The organism is Aurantimonas sp. A3-2-R12, from assembly GCF_036016755.1.
Lineage (GTDB): Bacteria > Pseudomonadota > Alphaproteobacteria > Rhizobiales > Rhizobiaceae > Aurantimonas > Aurantimonas coralicida_A.
This window is the reverse complement of sequence record NZ_JAYXIH010000001.1, coordinates 11,345-29,603: the sequence shown is the minus strand read 5'-3', so window position 1 is coordinate 29,603 and position 18,259 is coordinate 11,345. Positions and strand designations below refer to the sequence as shown.

Annotated in this window: 17 protein-coding genes; 6 read left to right on the top strand and 11 right to left on the bottom strand. The window is 65.0% G+C overall.

Annotated elements, in window-relative coordinates:
* Nucleotides 1-26: 26 nt before the first annotated feature.
* The 5 genes from VSX60_RS00145 to VSX60_RS00125 all read right to left on the bottom strand — a co-directional run bounded on the left by VSX60_RS00145 (nt 27) and on the right by VSX60_RS00125 (nt 5,087).
* On the bottom strand, nt 27-1,433 hold the full coding sequence (locus VSX60_RS00145; RefSeq protein WP_327622089.1) for a pyruvate dehydrogenase complex dihydrolipoamide acetyltransferase: 1,407 nt from the start codon (nt 1,431-1,433) through the stop codon (nt 27-29).
* A 13-nt stretch (nt 1,434-1,446) separates the two neighbouring features.
* Nucleotides 1,447-1,929 carry an SRPBCC family protein gene (locus VSX60_RS00140; protein WP_327622088.1) on the bottom strand — a complete coding sequence of 161 codons (483 nt, stop codon included), beginning with the start codon at nt 1,927-1,929 and terminating at the stop codon, nt 1,447-1,449.
* A 4-nt stretch (nt 1,930-1,933) separates the two neighbouring features.
* Nucleotides 1,934-3,388 (bottom strand): pyruvate dehydrogenase complex E1 component subunit beta, encoded by a 1,455-nt coding sequence (locus VSX60_RS00135; protein ID WP_327622087.1) that lies wholly within the window; start codon nt 3,386-3,388, stop codon nt 1,934-1,936.
* Nucleotides 3,389-3,399: 11 nt separating this feature from the next.
* Nucleotides 3,400-4,518 carry a pyruvate dehydrogenase (acetyl-transferring) E1 component subunit alpha gene (gene pdhA / locus VSX60_RS00130; RefSeq protein ID WP_327622086.1) on the bottom strand — a complete coding sequence of 373 codons (1,119 nt, stop codon included), beginning with the start codon at nt 4,516-4,518 and terminating at the stop codon, nt 3,400-3,402.
* 260 nt (nt 4,519-4,778) lie between these two features.
* The gene (locus tag VSX60_RS00125; RefSeq protein ID WP_327622085.1) at nt 4,779-5,087 is read right to left on the bottom strand and encodes an FtsB family cell division protein; all 309 of its coding nucleotides are present in this window, start codon (nt 5,085-5,087) and stop codon (nt 4,779-4,781) included.
* 151 nt (nt 5,088-5,238) lie between these two features.
* Here VSX60_RS00125 and VSX60_RS00120 point away from each other — a divergent pair, with 151 nt between their 5' ends.
* Entirely contained in the window at nt 5,239-6,156 is a 918-nt protein-coding gene (locus tag VSX60_RS00120) for a formate/nitrite transporter family protein (protein WP_327622084.1), read from the top strand.
* 65 nt (nt 6,157-6,221) lie between these two features.
* Here VSX60_RS00120 and eno read toward each other — a convergent pair whose 3' ends face one another.
* The 6 genes from eno to tpiA form a co-directional block, all read right to left on the bottom strand.
* The gene (eno, locus tag VSX60_RS00115) at nt 6,222-7,502 is read right to left on the bottom strand and encodes a phosphopyruvate hydratase (RefSeq protein ID WP_327622083.1); all 1,281 of its coding nucleotides are present in this window, start codon (nt 7,500-7,502) and stop codon (nt 6,222-6,224) included.
* An 80-nt stretch (nt 7,503-7,582) separates the two neighbouring features.
* Nucleotides 7,583-8,419 (bottom strand): 3-deoxy-8-phosphooctulonate synthase, encoded by an 837-nt coding sequence (gene kdsA, locus VSX60_RS00110; protein WP_327622082.1) that lies wholly within the window; start codon nt 8,417-8,419, stop codon nt 7,583-7,585.
* Complete coding sequence (locus VSX60_RS00105) at nt 8,416-9,318, bottom strand: VOC family protein (RefSeq protein WP_327622081.1); 903 nt, start codon at nt 9,316-9,318, stop codon at nt 8,416-8,418. Before VSX60_RS00105 ends, kdsA begins: the two co-directional genes overlap by 4 nt.
* Nucleotides 9,315-10,943 carry a CTP synthase gene (locus tag VSX60_RS00100; RefSeq protein WP_327622080.1) on the bottom strand — a complete coding sequence of 543 codons (1,629 nt, stop codon included), beginning with the start codon at nt 10,941-10,943 and terminating at the stop codon, nt 9,315-9,317. The genes VSX60_RS00105 and VSX60_RS00100 overlap by 4 nt, the downstream gene beginning before the upstream one ends.
* A gap of 117 nt (nt 10,944-11,060) precedes the next feature.
* The gene (secG, locus tag VSX60_RS00095; RefSeq protein WP_327622079.1) at nt 11,061-11,699 is read right to left on the bottom strand and encodes a preprotein translocase subunit SecG; all 639 of its coding nucleotides are present in this window, start codon (nt 11,697-11,699) and stop codon (nt 11,061-11,063) included.
* Nucleotides 11,700-11,795: 96 nt separating this feature from the next.
* The gene (gene tpiA, locus VSX60_RS00090) at nt 11,796-12,554 is read right to left on the bottom strand and encodes a triose-phosphate isomerase (RefSeq protein ID WP_327622078.1); all 759 of its coding nucleotides are present in this window, start codon (nt 12,552-12,554) and stop codon (nt 11,796-11,798) included.
* A gap of 213 nt (nt 12,555-12,767) precedes the next feature.
* On the opposite strand from tpiA, the gene VSX60_RS00085 reads away from it, so the two are divergent.
* Genes VSX60_RS00085 through VSX60_RS00065 form a run of 5 tightly spaced genes read left to right on the top strand, consistent with a single transcriptional unit; the run spans nt 12,768 to nt 18,226 of the window.
* A complete protein-coding gene (locus VSX60_RS00085) occupies nt 12,768-14,657 on the top strand; it encodes a peptidyl-prolyl cis-trans isomerase (RefSeq protein WP_327622077.1) in 1,890 nt (629 codons plus the stop codon).
* A complete protein-coding gene (gene trpD / locus VSX60_RS00080) occupies nt 14,654-15,685 on the top strand; it encodes an anthranilate phosphoribosyltransferase (RefSeq protein WP_327622076.1) in 1,032 nt (343 codons plus the stop codon). The genes VSX60_RS00085 and trpD overlap by 4 nt, the downstream gene beginning before the upstream one ends.
* Nucleotides 15,682-16,497 carry an indole-3-glycerol phosphate synthase TrpC gene (gene trpC / locus VSX60_RS00075; protein ID WP_327622075.1) on the top strand — a complete coding sequence of 272 codons (816 nt, stop codon included), beginning with the start codon at nt 15,682-15,684 and terminating at the stop codon, nt 16,495-16,497. Before trpD ends, trpC begins: the two co-directional genes overlap by 4 nt.
* Nucleotides 16,494-16,991, top strand: coding sequence for a cyclic pyranopterin monophosphate synthase MoaC (gene moaC / locus VSX60_RS00070; RefSeq protein ID WP_327622074.1), 498 nt, complete (start codon nt 16,494-16,496; stop codon nt 16,989-16,991). The genes trpC and moaC overlap by 4 nt, the downstream gene beginning before the upstream one ends.
* A complete protein-coding gene (locus VSX60_RS00065) occupies nt 16,988-18,226 on the top strand; it encodes a molybdopterin molybdotransferase MoeA (protein WP_327622073.1) in 1,239 nt (412 codons plus the stop codon). Before moaC ends, VSX60_RS00065 begins: the two co-directional genes overlap by 4 nt.
* Nucleotides 18,227-18,259: the final 33 nt, after the last annotated feature.

Genomic DNA, 18,259 nt, shown 5'->3' with positions numbered 1-18,259 from the left:
CATGGGAGGATGCGATTTGCATCGCCTCAAACCAGCATCGACATCGGGTTTTCGATCAGCTGCTTGAACGCCCCGATCAACTCAGCGCCCAACGCTCCGTCGACCGCCCGGTGATCGGTGGACAGCGTCGCGCTCATCACCGTTGCCACCATGACGGCGCCGTTCTTCACCACCGCCCGTTGCTCGCCGGCCCCAACGGCCAGGATCGTCGCGTGCGGCGGGTTGATCACCGCGGCAAAGTCCTTGATACCAAACATGCCGAGATTGGACACCGCAGTGGTGCCGCCCTGGTATTCTTCCGGCTTCAGTTTGCGTGTACGGGCGCGCTTGGCCAGATCCTTCATCTCGTTGGAAATCGCAGAGAGGGTCTTCTCCTCCGCCCGCCTGATGATCGGGGTGATCAGGCCGCCCTCGATCGAAACCGCGACGCCGACATCGGCATGCTTGTGCTTGAGCATCGCCGCCTCGGTCCAGGAAACGTTGGCCGTCGGAACGGCCTTGAGGGCCAGCGCCATCGCCTTGATGATCATGTCGTTGACCGACAGCTTATAGGCGGGACGGTCGCCGGCTTCGCCCTTGATCATCGGAGCGGCGTCGTTGAGCTGTTTGCGCAGTGCCAGCAGCGCGTCGAGTTCGCAGTCGATCGTCAGATAGAAATGCGGGATCGTCGTCTTCGCCTCGACGAGGCGTTTGGCGATGGTCTTGCGCATGCCGTCGTGCGGCACCTTTTCGTAGGAGCCTTCTTCGAAGAGTTTGAGGATGGACTCGTCGCTGGTGGCCTTGGCCATCGGAGCAGCCGCCGGCTGCGCGGCCGCCGCGCCCGTTTCTGCCGGAGCCGCCTTCCTGGCGCCGCCCTTGGCCGCGGCTTCCACGTCGGTCTTCACGACCCGGCCACGCGGGCCGGAGCCTTCGACGGTGCCAATATCGATGCCGGCGTCCTTGGCTAGCCGCCGCGCCAGCGGCGAGGCGAAAACGCGCTCGCCCTTGGCGCCATTGGAAGCCGCTGGCTCGCCCCCACCCTGCGCCCGACTGTCGGCGCGCATCGCAGCGTCTTTCGCATCGGCCTCAGAACCCGTGACCGCCGCGTCGGCCTGCGGATCGGCTTTGATCGCGCCGGCCTGTCCATTGCCTTGAGACGCCTTCTCACCACTCGCAGCGCCCCCGCCCGCCGCGGCGTCCTCGGCGCTCTCGCCGTCGGCGGCGAGGATGGCGATGATCTCGTTGACCTTGACGCCCTCGGTGCCGGCCGCGACGACAATCTTGGCGACAGTGCCCTCGTCGACGGCCTCGACCTCCATCGTCGCCTTGTCGGTCTCGATCTCGGCGATGATGTCGCCGGAAGACACCTGGTCGCCCTCCTTTACCAGCCATTTGGCGAGGTTGCCCTCTTCCATGGTCGGTGAAAGCGCGGGCATCGTCACGTTGATCGGCATCCGGAACGTCTCCTCAATGGCCCTTACGCCGGGCGTCGTGTTCTTGTGCGTGGGCTGCCAGCTTGGCGACATGCGCCGACCAGCCATTACGGTGGTCGAGCAGCAGCGTGGCGCGCTCGGCTTCCGGCGCCGCTTGCCAGCCCTGATGTTCGATCGTGACGCGGGTGCCGCTCCCCCGCTGTTCAAGCGTGACTGAGACCACGGTGTCGAAGTCCCAGTCCTCGTCGGCCCAAACCATGACGAAGCCGCGTGGGGGATGATAGGCCGTGACCTTCGCGCGCGTGGTCCGTTGCCGTCCCGACGGATCTTTCCAGGGTTCCAGGAAGCGACCGCCGTGCTTTGGCTCGAATTCCAGCTCCTCGCGCCACCAAGTCTTGAAACATTCGGGCTCGGTCAGGCAGTCCCACACCGCGGCCGGCGAGACATCGACATCCTGGATGATCACGAGGCTATCGCCAGCCTCGTTCGATCCGATATTCGCGGTCTCGCCGTGCATCGCGTCAATCCCGATAAGTGACGGACTTGACCGCGTCGATCACTTCCTTGACCGACGGCAGCGCCAGTTTTTCCAGATTGGCCGCATAAGGCATCGGCACATCCTTGCCGCAGACCTTAAGAACCGGCGCGTCGAGATGGTCGAAGGCGCGGACCATCAGCTCGGACGCGATGTGCGAGCCGATCGAGCCCTGCGGCCAGCCCTCTTCCACCGTGACGCAGCGATTGGTCTTCTTCACCGAGCGAATGACGGTCTCGATGTCCATCGGCCGGATGGTGCGCAGATCGATGATCTCGGCGTCGATCCCCTCCTTGGCCAATTCTTCGGCCGCCTTGATTGCATAGGTCATGCCGATGCTGAAGGAGACGATGGTGACGTCGGCGCCCTTCCTGTGGATGCGCGCCTTGCCGATCGGCACGGTCCAGTCGTCGATCTTCGGAATGTCGAAAGACTGGCCGTAGAGGATTTCGTTCTCGAGGAAAATCACCGGATTGGGATCGCGGATCGCCGATTTCAGAAGTCCCTTGGCGTCCGCGGCCGTGTAGGGCTGCACCACCTTGAGGCCAGGTACATGGCTATACCAGGCCGCGTAGTCCTGACTGTGCTGGGCGGCGACGCGCGCAGCCGCGCCATTCGGCCCACGGAAGACGATCGGGCAGCCCATCTGGCCACCGGCCATGTACAGCGTCTTGGCGGCCGAATTGATGATCTGGTCGATCGCCTGCATGGCGAAGTTGAAGGTCATGAACTCGACGATCGGCCGCAACCCCGCGAACGCGGCGCCAACGCCGAGACCGGCAAAGCCGTGCTCGGTGATCGGCGTATCGACGACCCGCCGCGCGCCGAATTCGTCGAGCAACCCCTGGGTGATCTTGTAAGCGCCCTGATACTCGGCGACTTCCTCGCCCATGACGAAGACGGTCTCGTCACGGCGCAACTCCTCGGCCATCGCGTCGCGCAACGCTTCGCGCACCGTCGTCGCCACCATTTCGGTGCCTTCGGGAATCTCCTGGCCGAACCCGCCGGTATCGTCCTCCGGCTCGGGATGGACCTTGCCCTCGGCCGGCACGCGCCGTGCCGCCATGCTGTCGCCCTTCGCCTCGGCTGCCGGCTCGCTTGCCTTGGCTTCGCCAGCTTCGGATTCGGCGCCGGCACCCTGATTGGTGCTCTTCGCCCCGCCGCCGGACGGCGTGCCTTCGAGCGCACTCGCGTCCTCGCCATCGAGCAGCAACAGCGCGATCGGCGTATTGACCTTCACGCCCTCGGTGCCGGCTTCGATCAGGATCTTGCCGAGCTTGCCCTCATCGACGGCTTCTACCTCCATGGTCGCCTTGTCGGTTTCGATCTCGGCGATCACATCGCCCGGCGCGACGGCGTCGCCTTCCTGCTTGATCCATTTGGCCAGATTGCCCTCTTCCATGGTCGGGGACAGGGCGGGCATCAAAATTTCGGTCGGCATCGTCGGTCCCCTTACTCGGCCGTCTGCGGAATTTCATCCGCGTAGATATCGGTCCACAGTTCGGAGATGTCCGGCTCCGGATCGTTCTGGGCGAAATCCGCCGCGTCGGCCACAATCTCCCGGACCTCCTTGTCGATGGCTTTCACATCGTCATCGGACATGGCGTGGTCTTCCGTGAGCCGACGCTTGACCTGCTCGATCGGATCGGACTCCGATCGCATCTTCTGGACCTCGTCGCGGCTGCGGTATTTCGCCGGATCGGACATGGAATGACCGCGATAGCGATAGGTCATCATCTCCAGGATGATCGGCCCGTCGCCCTTGCGGCAATGTTCGACCGCAAGATCGCCCGCTGCCTTCACGGCGCGTACGTCCATTCCGTCAACCTGAATGCCCGGAATCTTGAAGGACAGACCGCGATGAGCGAAGTTGGTCTCGGCCGAGGCGCGGTTGACCGAGGTTCCCATCGCGTAGCGATTGTTCTCGATGACGTAGATCACCGGCAGCTTCCACAGCGAGGCCATGTTGAAGCTCTCATAGACTTGGCCCTGGTTGGCCGCGCCATCGCCGAAATAGGTCACCGCGACCGCGTCCGTGCCGTTGTAGCGGTTGGCAAAGCCAAGCCCGGTGCCGATCGAGACCTGCGCACCAACGATGCCGTGACCGCCGAAGAAGTTCTTCTCCTTCGAGAACATGTGCATCGAGCCACCCTTGCCCTTGGAATAGCCGCTGCGACGCCCGGTCAACTCGGCCATAACACCGCGCGCTTCCATGCCGGTGGCGAGCATATGGCCATGATCGCGATAGCCTGTGACGACCTGATCGCCCTCCTTCAAGGCCATTTGCATGCCGACAACCACCGCCTCCTGACCGATGTAGAGATGGCAGAAGCCGCCGATGAAACCCATGCCGTAGAGTTGCCCGGCCTTCTCCTCGAAGCGGCGAATCAGCAGCATGTCGCGATAGGCCTGAAGTTCGCGATCCTTGGAAAAGGACGCTGGCTTGGGCGGTTCGAAATGCTCAAGCGTTTTGACGATTTCGGCGGACGAATCCGCTGGCACGCCCTTTTGCGGACCGCTCGCTCCGCTGGCGTCTTTTGCCGTGGGGGATTTCTTCTGCCTGGCCGCCATGCTGCCTCCCGGTCTTGACCTGCCGACATGCGGCCACAAATCCTGATGGGAGTATAGACGGAGCGCAGCCGTCATCAAGCGACGCAGAACCGTTTAACGGATTCACCGTTTAATTGCCGCCATGCAGCAAATTAACGGAAAATCTGTTAATTAACAGGCTTACTGTGCATATCTCTGTAGAGCCATGGCTGAATGGGGGATCCGACGGCCCCTTGCAGGGCACCGCCGGGCGTCGTTTGGCCGGCCGGATTCGCGGCCGGTCAGCGAAGGATGACGATCTCGTCGTCGGTGGTCACGTTGAGCGCCCGGCGTGCTCGCTCGTCGATCATGTCGCGCTCGAGCGTTCCGTCGTGGAGGAGCTGGACTCGCTGTTCGAGCCGTTCGCGAACTTCAGTCACTTCGTCGATCTTGGCACCACGTTCGGCCAGCTCCCGGCTCAATGCCGCCTTTGCCTCCAGGCTATAGCGTCCGCTTTGAGCATGGATCGCGAAATACGCCAGAAAGCTGACCGTGATCGCCGGCACGATCAAGCGGCCGATATGGCTCTGTCGCTTTTGGATGGTACGCATCTTGGCTCCTTGCCGCCATCATCGCAGGCCTCACTTAAGAGAGCGTAAACCAAGTCCCAACCGCGGTTGGTCCAGATGCGGATCGCCGCCGCTGTTTTCGCCTGTGTCCGGCGCCCTAGGTTCCACCGTCCGAGCAACGGACAATTGGACGATGGACCGAACGGATCATGAGGGCGTCGAGGGCAAGCAGGGGGCATCCGACAAGCCCCGGCAAGCGAAAGACGTGACCGAACAACGGCTCGAGGACGAAGGCTCGCCGCTGAGCCACAGCGAGCGGCATCAAATCGAGAACAGGCTGAAATTGCGGCCGGTCGCCGTCTACGAGTTGGTTCGCCAGGAAGGCGAAGACGAACTGTCGCGCCCGACCAGCAGCCTTTGGTGGTCGGGCCTCGCGGCCGGGCTGTCGATCGGCTTTTCGGTCTTTGCGCAAGCGGCGATCCGCGCCAACCTGCCCGATACGGACTGGCGCCCGCTGATCGATTCCTGGGGCTACGCGGTCGGCTTCCTGATCGTCATTCTCGGACGTCAGCAGCTGTTCACCGAAATCACCCTGACCGCCACGCTGCCTGTCCTGGCCCGGCCGAGCTGGCGCGGCCACCTGGCGATCGCCCGCCTCTGGCTCATCGTTTTTGCCGCCAACATGGTGGGAACGACCATCTTTGGCGCGGCGATCGCCTTTGATGTCCTTAATTTGCCGGACATCGCCAAGGCCGCGATCGAAATTTCGCAGGAAGCCATGGAACCGGGTTTCGGTCATACACTGCTGCGCGGAATTGCCGCAGGCTGGCTGATGGCGACGGTGGTCTGGCTATTGCCGTCGGCGGATAAATCCAGCTTCCTGGTGATCGCGCTCCTGACCTACCTCATCGCGCTGTTTCACCTGTCTCATGTGGTGGCGGGATCAGTCGAGGCGATGGCCCTGGTCTTTTCCGGTCACCTGTCGTTCGTCGATGCGGTCATCGGCTTCTATGTCCCGGCCCTCATCGGCAACATCCTGGGCGGCGCCACGCTGTTCGCGCTGATCAGCTATGGTCAGGTCGCCGAGGAGCTGGACGAGAAGAAAAGATGAAAAAACGGCACCGGCGGACCTTGCCCGCCGGTGCCGATCTGGCCGTCCTGGAGGCGGCAGGCGGTTCAGCCGCGCCGGCGCAAGATCGAGCGACCGGCATAGACGCCCTGATCGCCCAATTCCTCCTCGATCCGCAGCAGCTGGTTGTACTTGGCGAGCCGGTCCGAACGCGCCAGCGATCCGGTCTTGATCTGCCCGCAATTGGTCGCGACCGCCAGGTCGGCGATGGTCGAATCCTCGGTCTCGCCGGAGCGGTGCGACATCACCGCGCTATAGCCGGCGCGATGGGCGACGCTGACGGCGTCGAGCGTCTCCGACAAGGTTCCGATCTGATTCACCTTCACGAGGATCGAATTGGCGACGCCCTTGTCGATCCCCTCGCGCAGGCGCTCGGAATTGGTCACGAAGAGATCGTCGCCGACGAGTTGGACCGTCTCGCCGATCTGGCCCGTCAGGGCCTTCCAGCCGCTCCAGTCGTCCTCGCCCATGCCGTCCTCGATCGAGATGATCGGATAGGCGCCCGCGAGTTCGGCGAGATAGGCCGCCATGTCGGTGGGCGACAGCTTCCGCCCCTCGCCTTCCAGATCGTAGACATCGTTCTTGAAGAACTCCGTCGCGGCGCAATCGAGCGCCAGGAACATGTCCTCGCCCGGCTTGTAGCCGGCCTTCTCGATCGCCTTCATGACGAAGTCGAGCCCGTCCTTGGCCGAGGCCAGACCCGGTGCGAAGCCGCCCTCGTCGCCGACATTGGTGTTGTGACCGGCCTCTTTCAGCATCTTCTTGAGGGTATGGAACACCTCCGCGCCCATCCGCAGCGCCTCCCCGAAGCGCTCCGCGCCGACCGGCATGATCATGAATTCCTGGAAGTCGATCGGATTGTCAGCATGGGCGCCGCCATTGATGATGTTCATCATCGGCACCGGCAGGACATGAGCCGAGGCACCGCCGACATAGCGATAGAGCGGCAGGCCGGAGGCGTCGGCCGCGGCCTTGGCGACGGCGAGCGAGACGCCGAGGATGGCGTTGGCGCCGAGCCGGCTCTTGTTCTTGGTTCCGTCGAGGGAGCGCATCGCCGCGTCGATACGCATCTGGTCCTCGGCCTCGAGACCACCGATCGCCTCGAGAATTTCGCCGTTCACCGCCGCGACCGCCTTCTCGACGCCCTTGCCGAGATAGCGCGACCCGCCGTCGCGCAGCTCTACCGCCTCGTGGGCGCCGGTCGAAGCGCCCGAGGGAACCCCCGCCCGTCCCATCGAGCCGTCTTCGAGGAGGACGTCGACCTCGACCGTCGGATTGCCCCGGCTGTCGAGTATTTCACGTCCGATGATATCGATGATGGCGGTCATGGGCCCACTCCAGTTGCTAGGTCGCTTTGGAGGGCTTTTAGACCAAGGCAGCGCGGGCGTGAACCGTTTTCCCGCCGGTCTTAGCCGAAGGCCTTCGCCACCGCGTCGAGCGCCTGCAACCGCTTCAGCAAGTCCGGCATTCGATCGAGCGGCACCATGTTCGGCCCGTCCGATGGGGCGTTGTCCGGGTCCTCATGGGTCTCGATGAACAGCCCGGCGACACCGACCGCGACAGCCGCCCGTGCCAGGGTCTCGACGAAGCGGCGGTCGCCGCCCGATGAGCCGCCCTGCCCGCCCGGCTGCTGCACCGAATGGGTCGCGTCGAAGATCACCGGCGCGCCCATCTCCGCCATGATCGGCAGCGCCCGAAAATCCGACACCAGCGTATTGTAGCCGAAGGAGACGCCGCGCTCGGTCAGGAGCACGTTCGGATTGCCGCTGTCGGTCACCTTCGTAAGGACGTTCTTCATGTCCCAGGGCGCCAGGAACTGGCCCTTCTTGATATTGACGACGCGGCCGGTCTTCGCCGCGGCGATCAACAGATCGGTCTGGCGGCAGAGAAACGCCGGGATCTGCAGGATATCGCACACCGCGCCGGCTTCGCGGCACTGCTCCTCGGTGTGGACGTCGGTCAACACCGGCAGGTCGAAGGTGCGCGCGATCTCCTCGAACACCGGCAGGGCTTCGGACAGCCCGATGCCGCGCTTGCCGGCGAGGCTGGTGCGGTTCGCCTTGTCGAAGCTCGCCTTGAAGACGTAGCCGATGCCGAGATCGCCGGTGATCTTTTTCATCGTCTCGGCGATCATCAGCGCGTGGTCGCGGCTTTCCATCTGGCAGGGGCCGGCGATCAACGCGACTGGCAGAGTCTGCGAGAAACGGACGCCCTTGGCGGAGACGGTACTGTTGGGTGCGGTCATGCGGGCGATTCCTCGAATGCGATGAAGCCGCCGTCCTTGCCGAACGGGACGACGAGGCGGTCGCCGGTCATCTCGGACGAATGGCCGCCGGCGGCAAGACAGGCACGGGTTGCGGCCATGTCCGCGACGTTCAGCACAATGCCGCAAACACGTAGTTCGCCCGACACGTTCTGCTTCACCCCATAGTCTTCGACCAATAACGCGTCGGAAAGGACATGGAGCGTGGTGTTGGCGAGTTCGAAACACAGCCCCCCATGACTGCCTTCGTCCGCGCGAGAATCCGACACGGTCGCCAGCAGTTCGCGTGATTTATCTGGCGGACAGTCCGACAGGACGATGCGCGCGAGACCGGACACACCATTCGGGTGTCGGGTCAGTGTGGAGCGGTCCGGCGCCTTAGTATGCAGTGGCTGGCAGAAGAAGAAGTGGACATGCGAGTCGGGTTCGGCGCAGGCGAAGGCTAGGCGGAACGACACCGACGCATCCTCGCCTGCGGGTGTCCGAAAATTCCGCGAAAACTCGACCAGTTCGGCCTCGGCAAGCCGCTTTTTTGCCAGCGCGGCCCGGTCGCCCAGCGCGTCGGCCGAGCGAAAGGCGATGGCCGAGATCGACGGCAAGCCATGGCGGGACCGAAAGCCGGCATCGCGCGCGACGAATAGGTTGCCCGCGGACTTCGCGGCTTCGTAGGCCGCCGGGTCGGCGATCGCCAGCGGCTCGAGATAGGTGCCGTCGGCAAAGAACACGCAAGCGTTGCCGGTTCCGAAGGGATGGACGGCATCGGGCGCGACGGTGAAGCCGAGCGCCGTGAAGAGACGGCGGGCCTCGTCCAGGGACTCGAACGGAAGGACGACGTGATCGAGGGCCCGCCCCGCGCGGTCGTCGCGAATTCCGCCGGTCACACCAGCCGGCTCTGCTCGACCGCCGCGGCGATGAAGCTGGCGAACAGCGGGTGCGGCTCGAACGGCCGGGATTTCAGTTCCGGGTGGTACTGCACGCCGATGAACCAGGGATGGTCGGCCAGTTCCACCGTCTCCGGCAGAAGGCCGTCAGGCGACATGCCGGCGAAGCTCATGCCGGCCGCTTCCAGCGCCTCGCGATAGGCGCGGTTGACCTCGTAGCGGTGGCGGTGGCGTTCCTCGATATCGGTGTCGCCGTAGATCGCGGCGATTCTGGAGCCGCTCTTGAGGCTCGCCTTGTACGCCCCGAGCCGCATGGTGCCGCCGAGGTCGCCCTGGGCGGCGCGCTGTTCCAGTTCATTGCCCTTCAACCATTCGGTCATCAAGCCGACGACCGGCTCGCTGGTCTCGCCGAATTCGGTGGAACCCGCCTTGTCGATCCCGGCCAAGGTCCGCGCGGCCTCGATCACCGCCATCTGCATGCCGAAGCAGATGCCGAAATACGGCACGTTGCGTTCGCGCGCGAAGCGGGCCGCGGCGATCTTGCCCTCCGCCCCGCGCTCGCCGAACCCGCCCGGCACCAGGATGCCGTTAACCCGCTCCAGATACGGGGCCGGATCCTCCTCTTCGAACACTTCCGCCTCGATCCAGTCGAGCTTGACGCGGACCCGGTTGGCGATGCCGCCGTGCTGCAGCGCCTCGATCAGGGATTTGTAGGCGTCCTTCAAGCCGGTGTATTTGCCGACGACGGCAATAGTCACCTCGCCCTCGGGATTGCGAATCCCGTCGACGACCTGATGCCAGCGCTGCAATTGCGGTTTCGGCGCCGGATCGATGCCGAAGGCAGCGAGCACCTCGGTATCGAGGCCTTCGTGGTGATAGGCGATCGGCACGTCGTAGATCGTGGCGACATCGAGCGCCTGGATGACCGCCGTTTCCCGAACGTTGCAGAACAGGCTCATTTTGCGCCGTTCCTCGGTCGGGATCGGCCGGTCGGCGCGCACCAGCAGGATGTCCGGCTGAATGCCGATGGCGCGCAGCTCGCGCACCGAATGCTGGGTCGGTTTGGTCTTCAGTTCACCAGCCGTCGGGATGTACGGCATCAGCGTCAGGTGGACATAGACCGCGCCGCCGCGCGGCAGGTCGTTGCCGAGCTGCCGGATGGCCTCGAAGAACGGCAGCGCCTCGATATCGCCGACCGTGCCGCCGATCTCGCACAGCACGAAATCGAACTCCTCGTTGCCGTCGAGAACGAATTCCTTGATGGCGTCGGTGACGTGGGGAATGACCTGGACCGTGGCGCCGAGATAGTCTCCGCGCCGTTCCTTGGCGATGATATCCTGGTAGATTCGGCCGGTGGTGATGTTGTCCATCCGGTTAGCCGATCGCCCGGTGAAGCGCTCGTAATGGCCGAGATCGAGATCGGTCTCGGCGCCGTCGTCGGTGACGAACACCTCGCCGTGCTGGGTCGGGCTCATCGTGCCGGGATCGACATTCAGATAGGGATCGAGCTTGCGCAGCCGCACCCGGTAGCCGCGGGCCTGCAACAGCGCGCCGAGTGCCGCCGATGCAATTCCTTTACCGAGTGAGGAGACCACGCCGCCGGTGATGAAGATATATCGCGCCATGGGCTTTCCCGATATCTCGACCGGTCTGATTCTGCCAGTCACTTTTCGGCCATGCCGAAACTGGACGGGGCGCCCGAAGGCGCCCCGATGATGACGACCGCAAACGGTGCGTGAATGCTACTGGGCGGTTCCGGACGGCGACGTGCCGCTCTCGACCGGCCGTTCGACACCAGCCGGCGGTGCCTCCACCGGCGGAACCGTCGGGTCCTCGGCGGCATTCGGCGCAGTGGGAGCCGGATTGGCCGGAATCTGTGGCGCCGGGGTGGCAGCCGACGTGGACGCGTCTTCGGCCGGAGCCGATTGCGGTACGGCCGTTCCGGTGGCGTTCTCCGGCATGGATGGTGCGGCGCTCGGTGCGTTTGGATCCGATGGCGTCACGTCCGTTGCGGCGGCGTCCGCCTGCGGCGCCTGATCGGCGTTGCCGGACGCTCCCTCCTGCTCCGGCAGTGCGCCCAGCTGATCCAATAGGCTGCCGCCTTGATCCGAGCCACCCTGAGTGGTCGGCAAGCGATCGAGAATGTCGGTCGGCTGGCCGCCATAACGGGCGAGAATCCCGAGCGACAGCGAGGTGAGGAAAAAAGCCGCCGCCAGAATGCCGGTCGTTCGGGTCAGCGCATTGGCGGCGCCACGGGCCGACATCAAGCCGCCGCCACCGCCGCCGATACCCAAGGCCCCGCCCTCGGATCGTTGCAACAGCACTACGATGACGAGCGCGATGACGATCATCAAGTGGATGACGATAAGAATTGTTTCCATTGGACTTTCGCAGCGCGTCGATTTTAGGAATTGCGCGCCTTCTACAGAAGCGCGGCCGGCTTTCCAACCGGTTTCGGTGTTTCACCGCCATTTTGATCAGGAAACGACGACGGCCTCGCATATCGCGATGAAGTCGGACGCCTTCAAGCTCGCGCCGCCGACAAGCGCCCCATCGACATTGTCGACAGCCAGAAGCTCGGCCGCGTTCGCAGGTTTGACAGATCCACCGTAAAGGATTCGCACAGCCGAGGCGACAGCTTCGCCAAAGCGATCCGACAGGGTCTTGCGAATGAAATCGTGAACCTGTTTCACGTCGGCGACCGTCGGCGTGCGTCCGGTTCCGATCGCCCAGACAGGCTCGTAGGCGACGACCGCGGTCTCGCCGGTCAATCCGTCCGGTAGAGAGCCGGCCAGTTGCGCCCCGAGGACCTCCAGCGTCTGGTCGGCCTCGCGTTCCGCCTCGGTCTCGCCCACGCAGATCACCGCGACCAGCCCCGCCTTCATGGCCGCTTCCGCTTTTGCGCGAACCAGCGCGTCCGATTCGCCATGATCGGCGCGGCGTTCCGAATGACCGACGATGACGTAACGCGCCCCGATATCCTTCAGCATCGCAGCGGAGATGTCGCCGGTGTGGGCACCGCTTTCCGCCGGATGGCAATCCTGCCCTCCGACCGCGACATTCTCACCCAGGACCCCGCGACTGGCGGACAGGATCGTCGCCGGCGGACAGATCAGCAGGTCGCGGCGGTCGGCGAGCCCGTGGCCGGCAGCGTCCGCGATGCTCTTCAGTTCCGTCAATGCCGACAACTGCCCGTTCATCTTCCAGTTACCCGCGATCAGTGGCCGTGGCTTCATGTCGACATTTACTCCCTGGAGCGGTGCGCGGAGGGCGCGGACCTGATGGCGCATACCTATCATCGTCGGTCGGCAATATGCGAGGGAGCCGAGAAATCAATCGTCCAGCCTGCTTGCGCCCGCCCCGCGCTGTTTCCTATTAAGGCCTGAGAACGATGGATGCCCTGCTTCGCTTCGCCGCCGCGAAAGTCGAGCGGGCGAAGGGAGACGACGATGCTCAATACACTGCGAGGCAGCATTTCCGGGTGGACCGCGAAGATCCTCCTTGCCCTGCTCGTCGTCAGCTTCGCCGCCTGGGGTATTGGCGACGTATTTCGCGGCGATACGGCGACGACGGTGCTGACAGCTGGCAAGACCGAGGTTTCGCTGGAGGATTACGCTCTGGCCTACAACCGGGCCCAAGCCCGTCTGGCCCAGCAGATCGGCCGCCGTCCGACCACGGAAGAATCCCAATTGTTCGGCATCGACCAAGGCGTCCTCAGCCAGCTCGTCGCCGGCGCCATGCTCGACGAACAGGGTCGTCGCATCGGCCTCGGCCTGTCGGAGGAGCGTCTGGCGCGTCTGATCGCGGACGACCCCTCGTTTCAGGACGCCTCGGGAAATTTCTCGCGCAATGCGTTTCAGGCGGTCCTTTCCAACGCCCGCATCCGGGAGCGGGACTATATCCGCAGCCAGGAAGACGCCGCCATTCGCAGCCAGATCGTCGAGGCGATTTCGCAGGGCGGCAATACGCCCGTAACGTTCGAAACGGCGCTGGGCCTCTACAATGGCGAGCGCCGGACGGTCGATTACATCAGCATGTCCCCCTCGACGGTGCCACCGGTCGCCGATGCGTCGGACGACGTGCTGAAGGTCTATTTCGAGGAGAACAAGGCGAAATACGCCGCGCCCGAATATCGCTCCCTCGCGTACGCCACGCTGACGCCGGAAGTGCTGAGTGATCCGGCGACGATCACCGACGAGCAGGTGAAGGCGGACTACGAACAGAGCAAGGAGCGCTATACCACACCGGAGCGGCGCCAGGTCCAGCAGATCGTCTTCGCCGACAAGGCGGCCGCCGACACAGCCAAGGCCAAGCTGGACGGCGGTGCGAGCTTCGAAGAGGTCGCCAAAGAGGCCGGACGGACCGTCGAAGACACCGACCTCGGCTTGGTATCCAAATCTGAAATTCCGGACGCGAAAATCTCCGACGCGGCGTTTTCCCTGGGCGAAGGGGCGATATCGGACGTTGTGGCCGGCGCCTTCGGCCCGGCGATCCTGCGCGTTTCAAAAATCCAGCCGGTGGGTGTGAGTCCGCTCGACGAGGTCTCGGACGAGATTCGCAAGGCTCTGGCGCTCGTCGCGGCGAACGACACCGCCGCAAGCGCCTACAACGCCTTCGAGGATGCGCGCGCCGGTGGCGCCAGCTTCGCCGAGGCGGCCAAGGCCGCGGGCATTGCGGCCGAAACCGTTCCGGCGGTCGACAGCCAGGGCAACGGTCCCGACGGCGCGCCGGTCCCGGAACTTCCGGCGGCGGAGGAGCTTCTGGCCGGTGCCTTCGAAACCGAACCGGGATTCGACAATGTGCCGATCAACTTTGAATCGAACAGCTATGTCTTCTACGACGTCGTCAGTATCGACCCGGCGCGCGACCGCACATTCGACGAAGCACGCGACCGCGTGCTCGCCGACTGGAAAAACGATGAGACCCAGCGACTCTTGAGCGAGCGAGCCAATATTTTGAAGGCCGAACTCGAGAGCGGCAAGAGCATGGACGAGGTGGCGACGGAAGCGGGCCTTAGCAAGCAGACGGCGGCGTCGATCACGCGGCAGTCCGGCGCGGCCGTTCTGGGTCAGGTCGGCGTCGCCGCGGCGTACTCCGGCGGCGATGGAACGATCGCCACGGCGCGCGGCCGCGAGTCCGGCTCACAGGTCGTCCTGAAGGTTACCGAAATCGCTCCTCCCGCCGATCCGGCCGCGAACGTCGCGGCGGAGGAGCGCCAGCAGTTGAAGGGTATCTTCGAAAACGATCTCCTGCAGAGCTACGTGACACTCCTGCAAAACGACACGCCGCTCAGCGTCAGTCCGGCCGCCATCGAAAACGCCAAGGCGATCGTCCGGTGAGCCAAAGTCTGAAACCTTTCATCGCCAAGGTCGCGGACGGTCAGTCCCTGACGCGATCCGAGGCGGAGGCCGCCTTCGCGGTGATGATGTCCGGCGAAGCGACGCCCTCGCAGATCGGCGGCTTCCTGATGGCGCTCCGCGTGCGCGGCGAGACCGTCGACGAGATGGCGGGTGCCGTCTCGGTCATGCGCGCCAACATGTCGCGGGTCGCGGCGCCGCCGGACGCCATCGACATCGTCGGCACTGGCGGCGATCACGCCGGCACGCTGAACGTTTCGACATGCTCGGCCCTCGTCCTCGCCGGGTGCGGTCTCGTCGTCGCCAAGCACGGCAACCGGGCCCTGTCCTCGAAATCAGGTGCGGCGGACGTGCTGGCCGCGCTCGGGGTCGACGTTGACCTGAAGCCGGATGCGATCTCGCGGGTGCTCGCCGATGCCGGCCTCTGCTTCATGTTCGCTCCGACGCATCACGCCGCGATGCGCTTCGTTGGTCCCAGCCGGGTCGAGCTCGGCACCCGAACGATCTTCAACCTGCTCGGACCGATGTCGAACCCGGCGGGCGTGAAGAAGCTGCTGGTTGGAGTGTTCTCGCCACAATGGCTGCTGCCGCTTGCGGAGACGCTGCGCGAATTGGGGACCGAATCCGCCTGGGTCGTGCATGGTGACGGGCTCGACGAAATGACCGTTTCGGGGACGACCGCGGTTGCTGCCCTCCATGACGGCGATATCCGCACCTTCAGCGTCGAGCCGGAGGACGCCGGGTTGCGGCGTTTGCCCCTTGCCGAAATCAAGGGCGGGGACGCGGCGGCAAACGCCGCGGCGCTGACCGCAGTGCTCGGCGGCGCGAAAAACGCCTACCGCGACATCGTCTTGCTCAATAGTGCCGGCGCCCTGATGATGGCCGGCAAGGCTGAGGATATTCGCGGCGGCGTCGCAATGGCAGCCGATGCGATCGACAGCGGCCTGGCGCGTGCCGCCCTGGAGCGCCTGGCGGCAGCAACGCGCAAGTTCGGCGAGGCGTCCGCATGAGTGACATCCTTGAGCGAATCGAAGCCTACAAGCGCGACGAGATCGCCGCTGCCAAACAGCGCATGCCGCTCGCCGATCTCGAAGCCACGATCGATCCCTCGGATGCGCCGAGAGGATTTGCGGCGGCGATCCGGGCTCGGCACGCCGAGGGTCGGCTAGCACTCATCGCGGAAGTGAAGAAGGCCAGTCCCTCGAAGGGCGTGATCCGCGAGGATTTCGATCCGCCTGCTCTCGCTGCGGCGTATGAGCGCGGGGGCGCGACATGCCTCAGCGTCCTCACCGATACGCCCTCGTTTCAGGGTGCGCCCGCCTATCTGACGGCGGCTCGCGCCGCGACCACGCTGCCGACGCTGCGCAAGGATTTCCTGTTCGACCCGTATCAGGTGGCCGAAGCGCGCGCTTGGGGCGCGGACGCGATCCTGATCATCATGGCCGCCGTGGACGACACGCTGGCGCGTGATCTCGAAGCCACTGCCGAACACTACAGCCTCGACATCCTGGTCGAGATCCATGACGAAGCCGAAGCCGAGCGTGCGCTGAAGCTCCGCACGCCGCTGATCGGGATCAACAATCGCAACCTGCGGACCTTCGAGACCAGCCTGGCCACGGCCGAGCGGCTGGCGGCCTTGGTGCCGGAGGACCGAATTCTCGTCGGTGAGAGCGGCATCTTCACCCATGCAGACTGCCTGCGCCTCGCCGATCGGGGGATCCGCACCGTTCTCGTCGGGGAAAGCCTGATGCGCCAGTCTGATGTGGAGGCGGCGACGCGCGTGCTGCTCGGCGCCACCCGCCAACCGGGGGCCTCGTCATGAGCGACACCAAGCAATCCGGACTCACCCATCTCGACGCCGCCGGCGCTGCCTCGATGGTCGATGTCGGCGACAAGGCCGACAGCGTTCGGGTCGCCGAGGCCGAGGGTTTCGTTGCCATGCAGCCGGCGACGCTGGAGCTGATTCTCGCCGGGGAGGCCAAGAAGGGCGACGTCATCGGCATTGCGCGGATCGCCGGAATTATGGCGGCCAAGCGTACGCACGAGCTGATTCCGCTTTGCCATCCGCTGATGCTTGAGAAGATTGGCGTCGAAATAACGCCGGATGCGACCCTGCCCGGTTTGCGCGTGACCGCGCTGGCCAAGGTCAGCGGCAAGACGGGCGTCGAAATGGAGGCGCTCACGGCGGTCTCCGTGGCCTGTCTGACGATCTACGACATGGCCAAGGCCGTGGACCGCTCGATGCGCGTGTCCGGCATCCGGCTGCTGTCGAAATCCGGCGGCCGTTCCGGCGACTTCACGGCGGCCGGGTCATGAGTCTGCTTCCCGTCGAGGAAGCCTATCGACGATTGGTTGGGAGCGCGGTGCCCCTCACCCGCACCGAGCAGCTGCCGTTGCTTCAAGCGGCCGGACGCGTTCTTGCCGAGGACGTCCTGGCCCGCCGCACCCAGCCGTCCTTCGATGCCTCGGCCATGGATGGCTACGCCGTCCGGGCGGTGGACGTCCAGTCGCCGTTCGAGACCCTGCGGGTCGTCGGCGAATCCGCCGCCGGGCGCGCCTTCGACGGCCAGGTGGGAATCGGTGAAGCGGCGCGAATCTTCACCGGGGCGCCGGTGCCGCAAGGTGCGGATGCGATCCTGATCCAGGAAGACGCCCGCGTTGTAGTCGATGGCACCGTACGCCCGACGGTTTCGCTCGAACCCGGCCAATTCATCCGGGCAGCCGGTATCGATTTCGCTGCGGGCGAGACGTTGTTGACCCGCGGCGCCCTGCTCACGCCCGGCGCCATCGCGCTTGCGGCGAGCTGCGGTTACCCCGCGCTGACGGTGCTGGCGCGGCCGAAGGTGGCCATCCTCGCAACTGGCGACGAACTCGTGCTGCCCGGCGAGCCGCTCGGTCCCTCGCAGTTGGTCGCCTCCAACCCGTACGGCGTCGCGGCGATGGTGGTAGGCGCCGGCGGCGATGCGATCGACTGCGGGATCGCTGGCGACGACGTCGCCACGATCGACGCGCGCCTGAGCGATTCCATCCGGGACCGGGCGGATGTCTTCGTCACGATCGGCGGGGCGTCGGTCGGCGATCACGACCTGGTCGGCAAGGTGTTCGCCAACCGCGGCGTCGGACTCGACTTCTGGAAGGTCGCGATGCGCCCCGGCAAGCCCTTGATGGCGGGGCGGCTTGGCGATCTGACGATCGTCGGTCTGCCGGGCAATCCGGCCTCCTCCATGGTCGCCGCGCGGTTGTTCCTGATTCCATTGGTGCGCCGGTTGGCGGGTTTTCCCGATCGCCAGCTCTACCGGCATGGGCTGCTCGGCGCGCCGATGCCTGAAAATGGCCTGCGGACCGACTTCGTTCGCTCACGGCTGGAGGCTCGAGAAGACGGCGTCGTCCGGGTCATTCCGCTGCCCCGCCAGGATTCCTCCCTCCTGTCCACCTACGCGCAGGCCGATGCTTTGCTCGTGCGGCCGTCTTCGGCGGCTCCGGCGAGCGCGGGGGAGGCTTGCCGCTACGTTGTGCTCGACGAATGGAAGGGTCTTGCGGAACACAACTAGAACAGATAGGTTTGTTCAGGTTTTGTTTTAGGG